This window comes from Micromonospora sp. LOL_024 (assembly GCF_048060415.1).
Taxonomy (GTDB): domain Bacteria; phylum Actinomycetota; class Actinomycetes; order Mycobacteriales; family Micromonosporaceae; genus Micromonospora.
The window spans coordinates 1-9,611 of sequence record NZ_JBHMIS010000061.1; the positions used below are offsets into that span (position 1 = coordinate 1).

2 protein-coding genes and 1 pseudogene are annotated in these 9,611 nt (G+C 65.6%); 1 reads left to right on the plus strand and 2 read right to left on the minus strand.

The features are described 5' to 3' along the window. Positions 1 to 354: 354 nt before the first annotated feature. Positions 355 to 795 (minus strand): NUDIX domain-containing protein, encoded by a 441-nt coding sequence (locus tag ACFHWY_RS26920; RefSeq protein WP_416583056.1) that lies wholly within the window; start codon positions 793 to 795, stop codon positions 355 to 357. On the opposite strand from ACFHWY_RS26920, the pseudogene ACFHWY_RS26925 reads away from it, so the two are divergent. Then, positions 764 to 1,079 (plus strand): annotated as a pseudogene (locus ACFHWY_RS26925) (hypothetical protein); the annotation flags it as partial. The gene ACFHWY_RS26920 and the pseudogene ACFHWY_RS26925 sit on opposite strands and share 32 nt — an antisense overlap. A gap of 741 nt (positions 1,080 to 1,820) precedes the next feature. Here the strand turns inward: ACFHWY_RS26925 and ACFHWY_RS26930 are convergent. Continuing rightward, positions 1,821 to 8,603, minus strand: a complete 6,783-nt coding sequence (locus ACFHWY_RS26930; protein ID WP_416583057.1) for a polymorphic toxin-type HINT domain-containing protein — start codon at positions 8,601 to 8,603, stop codon at positions 1,821 to 1,823. Positions 8,604 to 9,611 lie beyond the last annotated feature (1,008 nt).

A 9,611-nucleotide genomic window follows, 5' to 3' on the forward strand; every position in this document is an offset into this window, starting at 1 on the left:
CCCCAATCGACACGTCAGCCCAGCTCACAGCCCCGCACATCGACAACGCAAAGACCCTGGCACACCATCCCTCTGGATCCCCTTGATTACATCAAGGGACTCCGATGTAATCGATGAGCCGAAGCATCCATTCGTGTTGTGCACCAGCACTGGCGTGTCGCCGGCTAGCACATAGTACGTGTGGGATTTTCACCCAGTCACGCAGTGTGACTTACGCGTTCATGGCGTTTCACCTGGCCTTTCGTGGGTGGCACCAAGTTGCCGTATCGAGATCTGTCGGTGTTGACGGCGACGGTGACGGCAACCTGGGGAGACGTCCGCGTCCACTGGCGGCCGAGGCATCGATGCTTGGCGTTATCCGAGGTATGGGGTGTCGCGGTGCTCGGCGTGGTGGTGGAGGCGGAGACGGACGGTGTCGTGGATGGGGATGTGGTCGATGTCGGTGGGGTGGATGAAGCGGACCTCGGTGGATTCGTCGCTGACGGTCAGCGTGCCGTCGGTGACTCGGGCGAGGTAGGTGACGGTGAACTCCTGCCGGACCTCGCCGTCGGCGTAGGCGATGACGTGTGCGGGGTCGGTGTAGATGCCGAGCAGGCCGGTGATCTCGACGTCAAGGCCGCTCTCCTCTTTGACCTCACGGATGGCGCACTGTTGGAGGGGTTCGCCGATGTCCATGGCGCCGCCGGGTAGCGCCCAGTTGCCGGAGTCGGTGCGGCGTTGCAGCAGGACGCGGCCGTGGTGGTCGGTAACGAGGGCGGCGGCACTCCTTCGCGGCGGTGTCCTCCGCGAACCCATCGACGACCCCGACCTCCGCCGCCGCAAAGTCGCCGCCTACCTCGGCCATCACCATCCGCTACCACCACGCCCGCACCGCCGACGACAAGAACGCAGCCCTGCACGAACTGCTGCGCCATGCTGACACCAACAACGACCTCATCGACGACGTGATCAAATACCAGGCCGACCGAGGCAACTTCGCCCAGCAGCCCGAACACCTCCGACGACCCAGCAACGACGAGCAGACACCATCCCCCGCCAAGCGTTCCCGCAGCAGCCGCAACCGCGCACCAAAGCAGTGAGCCAGCCGGACCAAGGCCCTCGACCAAGATCCGACTGGCTCAAACCTGCTCTACAGGATCAAGTACGGCCCGGCGGAGCCGGGCCGCGCGCACGCGCTATAGGCCTACGGCCCCGCGCGCACGCCCGCCAACACCGAGCGTCCATCAGAGGCCAAGATCCTGGACAGTCGAGGCCGCGACGATCCCTTCGCACGTCACCCACGGCGACCGGTTCCGGGGATCGACGCCGCACCGCTACGCGGCACGCCACCGATCATCCGCCGCAATGACCCGGACATTGAAAGTTCATCGATATGCGCCTATCAAACGCGCTGGTTGACGGCAACCGTGACGGCAACGCCAGCGTACCGCCGCAGGCCCCCATCGACCAGAAGTTCAGGTCAGGCTACCCACCGTAATGAGCCGACTCGCCGATGGCTGCACGAAATGATGCCACCTATTTCTTCTCCACCTCGATTCGAATAGCTGCGGAACCCTCTTCGAGCCACCCGCAGTAGGTATCGAAGTCGAGATGTCGGCCATCGGGCACCGTGTCCTGCGCCAACGTCAAGAGATGCCTGGCTAGCGAGCGCAGTCCAGCCGCATTTCCCGAAATCACGACGGTTCGTTCTGGCACCTCCCACACCTCCGCACGGAGGACCGTTTCGTCGTCCCACCAAGTTCCGACACCGAGCGTAGGGTCGTACGGAGTAACGTCGACCGTGACAGACCGTCTAGGGCGATCATGGGCTTCACCAGCATCTACGGCAGGTGCCATCCTGGCTCCTCTGGCAGGTAAATGTGAATGTTGCTGGCCGGGCCACCGCTTCTTACACCGGGACCGATCGGCTGATTATAAGTCTCAAAATTGATATGGGGGTTCTGACGTGGGTGCGCCAGGTCAGCATCCGTCATTCGAACCTGACGTAGACCGTCACGACTCAGGAATCTACCACCTCCCATATCTTGGTATCCAGGCCCAAGGAAATCAACCGCCGTATCCAGGGCATCATTGGTCGACATGTGCGCGCCGTCGCGCAGGTTCTTCACACCGCCTGGAGCCAGCCCAGGCCCACAAGGACCAGTGTTGTGGACCAGAACGGGCGTACCGCCTGCGAGCACATAGTACGTGTGGAGTTCGTCGACGGTGAGGTTGTAGGCGAGCGCACGCCATGAGGGAAGCGGGACTGCTTCGGTGACCTGTACGGGGGTCGCCGTGGTGCTGGCGAGTTGGTCTCCGGGTTGGAGGGCGTCGGCGCGTTGCCATTCGCGGTCTGTTGCGTTCCAGAAGGGGTGGTCTTCGGTGGTGTTGAGGGTGGCGCCGTCGATCGTGAGGGTGTGGAGGTTGTCTTCGTGTACCCAGACGTGGGTGACTCGGCGTTTGCCGGTCTCGCCGGTTTCAGGGTCGGTTGCGTAGACTTCGTCGCCGACTCTGAGGTGGCTGATGGGTTTGGTGGTGCCGTCGGCTAGGAGGATCCGGGTTTCGGGGCTGAAGCTGCAAAGGGCGCGGATGGCTTTGACGGTTGCCATGATCGCTACGGCGTCGGTGGCGGCTAGTGCGAGTTCCCAGCTATAGATCCAGGATTCTGGGCAGGGTGCCGTGCCGCAGTTCCATTCCCAGCCGAGGCTGTTCATGCACGCGAAGCGGTCGTAGCTGAAGTCGCCGCATTGGACCTGGATTTCGGCTTTGACGGGGTCGTAGCCGTTCATGACGGCGTCGCGCATGGCGGCGCAGGTGCTGCGGTGGGCCCGGCAGGCGAGGTTGTTCTCCTCGGTGTAGGTCTGCAGGAAGGCGTCCTTGGCGGCTTTCCGCGCGCGCTCAGAACCCTTGCCACTACCGCCGGGGGGTGGGTCCTCTCGGGGCGGTGGGTTCTCTTTTTCGTGAGGCTGGCGGTGGTCGACGACCTTGTGGTTGCCGGGTGCGGGGCTGTAGTCGCGGAGGTTTCCGCCGTGGTCGCCGATGGGGTAGAGGCCGCTGGCGTCACTGAAGCTGGTTGGGTTGTTGTTGGCGTAGCTGTAGCCGTTCCATTGCTGGGGGTCGGCGAGGTTCTGGATCGGGTCGACGCTGATGAACGCGCCGATGGTGGGGTCGTATTCGCGGGCGCCGAGGTGGATGAGGCCGGTGGGGTCTTGGGTGCCGCCGACGAATCCCCGGGTGCCGAGGAAGATGGAGGCAGGTGTGGTGCGGTCTTCGCCGTAAGGCAGGAGACGCTTGCGGGTGGTGGTCAGGTTGTCGGCGTTGATTTGGATTTGTTCTGTGCCGTGGTGGTCTGCGCCGCTCCAGACCAGGCCGGTGTGGGTGCGCACGGCGATGGTGGCGCCGGCGGCGCTGTAGTAGCGGGTGCCGTCGGTTTGGGTGGCGCCGGCGTTGAGTGTGAGTTCGGTGGCGCCGAGGTAGAGGGTGGTTTTGTCGGGGGCGCGGCTGATGAGCCGGTTGCCTTCGGTGTCGTAGATGTAGGTGGTCTCGTCGGTGCCTTCGGTGAGGGTGTCGAGGCGGCCTTCAGCGTCCCAGGTCAGTTGCTGCGCCACGCCGTCGTTGGTGTGTCGGGTCAGGGTGTTGCCGGCGTTGTCGTGGGTGAAGGAGCGGTCCGGTGTGGTGGCGAGGGGGCCGGTGGCGGTGATGCTGGTGACGGCGTGGGGGCGGTTGGTGCCGGGGTTGGGGTGGGTGTAGGTCCAGGTGGTGTTACCGGCGGGGTTGTGGTCGGTCTGTTCGATGCGGTTGCCGACGGCGTCGAATTGCCAGGATCGCCAGTACGGGTCGATGCTGCCGCCGCGTTGCGGTGTTTGGTCGCAGGCGGCGGCGGTCGGGGTGTTGCCGGTCCAGGCGGTGGTGAGTCGGCGTAGCGGGTCGTAGCGGAAGCATTCGATCTGGTCGGCGGTGCCGTCGGTGCTGCCGAGGATGGAGGTGACGTTGCCGATGGCGTCGTAGCGGTAGCCGGTGGCGTACTTGGTGGTGAAGGTGTCGGGGGTGTTTTCGAGGTCGATGCTCGTGGCGTCGAGTCGGCCGGTCTGCTGGTCGATGGTCTGCGTGAGTCGCACGCGCTTGCCGGTGGCGCCGAGGAGAAGTTGGTGGGTGGGGCCGTGGGCGTAGTAGCTGGTGGCGGTGACGTAGGTGTCGACGCCGGTCATGGTGGTGGGGTAGCCGTTGTTGTCGTAGCCGAAGGTGAGTGTTTCGGCAGGTAGGCCTCCCATTGCGGGTTTGCCGCTGGTGGTGACGTGTCCGGCTTTGTCGTAGGTGAAGGTGCTGGTGTAGGTGCCGGCGAGGACGCCTTCGGCTGCGGGGATGGTGACGCTGGTGCCGGTGGGCTGGTAGCGGTCGGTGTAGCCGGTCACCGTGGTGGTGTAGTTACCGCCGATGTCGTGGCGGATGGAGGAGGTCAGCTGTCCCTTGGCGATGCTGTCGTAGACGTAGGTGACCAGGCGGGTGCCGGTGCCGACGTCCCCGGCCCAGCGGCCGATCACCCGAGATTTGCCGTCGTACTGGACCGAGTTCTTCTGTCCACGTCCGTCGATGGTGTAGGAGAGTCTGCCGGCTGCGTCGTAGTGGGTGCTGCTGGTGCCGGCGTCCGGGTCGGTCTTCTGGGTGGGCCGGCCGGCGAGGTCGTAGGTGTGGATCCAGGTGTTGCCGGCGGGGTCAGCAACTGTGTTGAGCTGGTCGAGGAGGTCGTAGACGTAGGTGGTGCTCTGGTAGGCGTTCGGGTTCGTCGCCGAGTTGAACTGGTCCAAACGGGTCACGTTGCCGCGTACGTCGAGGTGGCTGACCGTCTTGGTGCCCCCGGCCGGCGGTACGACCATGACGCGGTCGCCGTAGTAGGTGGTGGCGCTCTGCCGCCACGCCGTACCGAGCTTCTTGTCGATCTGAAGGATCGACCGGTTGAGGTGGTCGTAGCGGGTCTCGTGGGTCGCCGGGACGGTGGCCAGGCTGGGGTTGACCAGCCCGGACCCGGCGGCGGAGCTGTTGTGGAAGGGTGCGGTGGTGGCGGCGACGTTGCCGCGGGCGTCGTAGGTGGTGGCGACAACAACACGACCGCCGTTCGGGCCGGGCTGTTGGGTTTCCCTGGCGCGGCCGAGACCATCCACGTACTGGTAGGAGTTCAGGTAGACGGGGCTACCGTTGTGGGATTGCAGTGTCTCGGTTCTGGTCCGCGCCGGGGCGGTGGGTTGGCCGGCGCCGCTGGAGGTGATGTGGTAGCTGAACCGCAGCGACGGCACACCAGTCGATTTGGCCTGTCCCGGCAGGTAGACCTCGGCGAGGCGACCAACGGGGTCGTAGGCGAGATCGGTGATCTTGCCGTTCGGGTCGGTGATCCTCGACGGCTGCCCGGTGTGCCGGTCGATCAGTGTGGTGGTGCTGTGGTTGAAGCCGCCGCCGACGGTGCTCGTGGTCCCGTTGTCGGGCCAGTTCACCACTGGGCTGTAACTGACCGTGGTGGTCAACCCTGCGGGATCGGTCGCGGTGCGGAGCCGACCCATGTTGTCGTAGGTTCTCCGGCCGCTGGAGGTATAGGTGGTCGGGTTGGTGTAGACGCGGGTTTCCGCGACGTTGCCGTCGAACGGGGTCTGGGAGCCCTCGGCGGTGTAGGTGTCGTAAAAGGTCACTGAGCGGGACAGCAGTGTTCCGGAGCCGCAGGTGTCGCCGGACCAGGTTTCCACCCGCTCCGGGAAGCTAATCAGGTAGTTGCCGCTCGGGACGTCACGTTGGGCGTAGGTGTAGGAGGTGCAGGTGTTGTCCGCGACCCCGACCTCGTTGTACTGGTGGAACCGGATCGGCAACCCGTATGTGCTCTCGTAGACGGTTTTCTCTTCGCTGTGCCGCCAGGTGCCGTCGTCGAGTTTGACGCGGTGGTTCTCCAGGCCGGTGCGGGTTTGGCGGGGGTTGGCGTAGCCGGGGCCGTTGAAGCTGCCCTGGATGATGTGGTCGTAGCGGGTGCTGGCGACTTCGGTGTAGGAGGCGTTGGCCGGATTCGCGTGGTAGGTGGTCATCCGGTACTGGCGGGTTTGCAGGGTCCGGCCGGCGCGGGCGTAGTGGTCGTGGTAGACGTTGCCCGCCCAGTCGGTGACGGTGGTTTCCTTGATACCGCCGCCGCTGCCGGGGTCGTAGATGTCGTGGTACATGCCGCGGAAGAACCTCGACATCGACACCGTGTACGTCGACGGGTCCGTGCCGGAGCCTTGGACGACGCGGACGCGGTTGTAGCCGGCGAAGATGCTCCACGATTCGTTGGCGTCGGGCACGAGTGGGTTGTTGGGGTTCTTCCACGCCGGGTTGCCGACGGAGTAGTCGTACTGGGTGACCTGGTCCGGTGACCCACCCACCTGGTCCTTCACCACGACCTTCTTCACCAGGTACTTGTGGAAGATCCCGAAGCCGAGTTCCGCGCCGGGCGGTGAGTGGAAGATCGGGTAGCAGTCCTCGGTGTTGACGTCCCAGTTGCCCTGCTTGCCGTTGTGCCAACTGTTGAAGCCCGACTGGTCCGACCCGCCCTGCGGGCAGGGTTTCTGGTTGCCGTAGGTGACCTCGGTGCGGCCACCGAGACCGTTACGGACCACCAACAGCCGGGGCATCCGCATCGCCGACACACCCAGGCCGGTCTCGTCGTAGTCGACCCGGCCGTCGCGGTAGCTCGGCTGAACGCCGTCCACGTAGTCGAAGTTGACCGGCGGCATGTCGATCTTGTTGGCGTCCGCGCCGATCAGGCCGATCGGGCGGATGTAGTCCAGGATGAAAACCTGGTCGGTGATGCCCGGCGGGTTGAGCACCTTGTAGCGCAGCTGCACCCGGCCGACGTTGTTCCACGCTCCGGTGCCGGCGTTCCACTGGTACGACGTCACCCGGTCCAGGATTCTGGCGGTGAAAAACGACTGGGTGTAGTTCCCACACGACGACGACCCACAGATCAGGTCCCCCGGCACGTCCGGGTACGAGGTCGGGTTCGACGACAGCGACGGACACGACGGCGGCTCGTTGTTGAACGGATCCTCTTCAGTGGTGCGCTCCACACACCGGTGCGCCCACCCGAAGACCACCTTGCCGACCGGGATCGCTCCCGCCTCGGTGACGTTCTTCGCGTACTCGATCGACGAGAGGTACCCGCCCCGCTCGTACTCCAGGATCGAACCACTCAGCGCACGCTTGTAATGGTTCGTCTCCCGCGTCCAGTGCAGATAGGTTTCGTTCTCGTTGGCGTCACGAACCCGGTCCAGGTTCCACCGCCACGGATCCCGACACGACGCCGGATACACGTCGTGGCACGGCTCCCCGTCCTCGTCCCCCAGGAACGACATCTTCCACACCGACTCGCGCTCATACCCGAACCGATACTCCGTGCCGTCCTGCGTCCACACCTTCCAGTAACCGTCACTCTCGGCCCCACCGGAGAGGAACTCCACCCGCCACCCGAGATCGTCGACCGGCTTCCACACCCCCGCCGTGGTCTTCACAATCTGCGTCGACTGCCCCTGCAACGAGATCGTGATATGTGACGCCGCCACATCGTTCGTGGCCGCCTCCCCGTCCTCACCGTCCGGGGACTCCCAACACATCTCCGTCGGATGCGTTCGACACGGCTTGTACATCCGCTCCACGTAGCCCGGCGAGTACGACCACCCCAACCCGGCCGGACCCGACTGGTTGTTCGTGCCGTGCGTCATCCCATCCACCGCCGACGAGCTGTACGACAACTGCAGCCCCAACGTCTGCCCGTACGGCAGCGGCGGCTCCGGCAACGGATACGAATAGGTGAACGATCCCGCGCTCTCCCCCACCTGCCACGACCCCGACGGCTGCAGATCCGTCGCCGTGTAGGAACCGGTCGAGCCACCCGACGCCGACGACGCCAGGGCGTACACGCCCACCGACTCGACCGATGTCTGCGCCGTGAAGCCCGCGAACACACCCGTCCGGCTACCGGCAGCGGTCGAGTCACCGGCAACGTCCACCACCGCCGTCAACGTCTTCGCATGGGGATCATTCGTCGCTGACACCCACACCGGGTTCGCCGAACACTCCGGCACCTGCGGGGTCGTCGCCGCGCACCCCGGCAACCGCACCAACGTCAACCGGTCAGCGAACGAACCGCCATACGCCTGCGCGAAATCCGAGTAGTCGACTGCGACCTGCACCGAACCCGCCGACGCGGAGCCGTCCGCACGGGCAAGGGAATACAACGGGCCTGCGTTACCCAACGCCACCGACGCCGACCGGTCAAACGACCGCACCCGCACCGACCCCACCCCACCAGCCAGGCGCGCCGCCACACCCTCACCCGCAGGCGCCTCCTCGGCCGGTTGCACTGTCAGCCCGAACGCCTCCCGCTGCTCCGCGTCCGCCTGCAGATCGAGGACCACCTCCCCACCGGCAGGGAACGTCCCTGCGGGAAGAGGTTCGGTCACCGTGCTCTCGTCATCCGGATCCGGGTCCTGCTCCGCCTGCCGCACCCCCACGGCCGCCACCGACCGGGAATCACCCGGCTCCACCGCTGGCGCCGCCGCGACCGCCGGAGCACGCAACTGCACCACCGGCAACAACCCCAGCAGCACAGCCACCACAAGCACACCAGCTCTGGCCCTCCCCCGCGCCCCGAAACGGTCAAACGCGGTGCCCCCACGACGGCCAGCAGGCATCAGCAGCCCTCCTGTCGATCAAGAAAGTGACCGACACGCTAGGCATCCCACGCGACCCCACACAAGGTCAGAGGCCCGCACCATCCATGAAGGACGATCACCATCAGTGCACGATCTGCCGCTGAAGTCACTGACGACAGCCGCCCACCAGACGCCATAAGCCACATAACAGCCCACCATCACCGCGACTGCCAGCAGCCACCCTCACGCAAAGAAATCTTCAGCAAACTTTCAACATCAAGGGTCGTCCCTGCGAGGTGGCGTTGCTGCCGGAGCAGCGCCACACCCTGATCGGTGGCCGGGTCCCGGCGCGCATGAAGGGCAGGCTCTTACCTCGGCACCGCCCCAGACCCCCGCCCTGCGGCAGGCAGCGGTGCCGAAACCGTGGCTCCGTACGACGGCGGCAGGCGTCGCTGGTTCGTCGTCGTTCGTCGAGACACCACTCAGCCCCGCCCAAGGGCACAACCCCCTGGCCGGCGCGGGCTCGCCTCGCGTTCGCCGAGCATTTCGTCGGCGATCTCTGATATCCGCGAGGCGTCGCTCCGGGTTTCTGTCCCCATGTTGGACGCCAGCCGGCTCCGCGTTCCGGTCACCCACGCCGCCGGAACGTCGACGGACGAGGGTCTCGCCCGACTCGCGCGACTAACGGTTCCCGCTGCACAACCGGGTCGCCCAGATCCGAGTACGCGGTGGCCATAGTCGTACGCCCGGTCTTCGTCCTGGTGGAGCTCGGGTCCCCGGAGGCGCGCCGTGGCCAAACTGGCACAACCAGAAGCAGGCCGTCCGGGCTTGCATGGCGAGAACGGTGAGCCCTACAGCGTGGCGGCGCGCGCACTGTGCAGCCGTCACGCCCGACCGGACAGCAGGCTGCCTAGTACGGCAGCCGCCATTCGTGATCATGGTTGGCATTCGAGGTTGAGGCGGCGGGCG